Origin of the sequence: Pseudomonas sp. NY15356 (genome assembly GCF_048068175.1) — a bacterium.
GTDB classification, from domain to species: Bacteria; Pseudomonadota; Gammaproteobacteria; order Pseudomonadales; family Pseudomonadaceae; genus Aquipseudomonas; species Aquipseudomonas putida_K.
Genome location: NZ_JBLUPW010000092.1, coordinates 1 through 355 on the forward strand (window position 1 = coordinate 1; position 355 = coordinate 355).

The 355-nt window shown below is 60.6% G+C and carries 1 pseudogene; it reads left to right on the plus strand.

What is annotated here, in order from left to right:
- A pseudogene (locus ACNFCI_RS24070) lies at nt 1–355 on the plus strand (sugar-binding protein); the annotation flags it as partial.

A 355-nucleotide genomic window follows, 5' to 3' on the forward strand; every position in this document is an offset into this window, starting at 1 on the left:
GCGAATTCGCTACGAGTACGACAAAGCCATTCGCCTGACCGCGTTGGTCAACGAGAACAACGCGACCTACAGCTTTGCCTACGATGCGTCGGACCGCTTGGTCGAAGAAGTGCGGGTGGACAACCTGACGCGGCGCTTCACCTACAACGAAGGTGGTCATCTCACCCGACTGGATGAGATTGGCTACGGCGAAAATGCCGAACGCCCGGAACGGCACACGCTGTTCGAGCGTGACAGCATTGGCCGGTTGGTCGCCAAGATCAACCGCGATGCGAGCCAGGCCTTTGCGTACGACGACGGCGACCGGTTACTGAGCATCGAGCGGCAACCGACCGGGATCGGCAAGCAGGTTGGG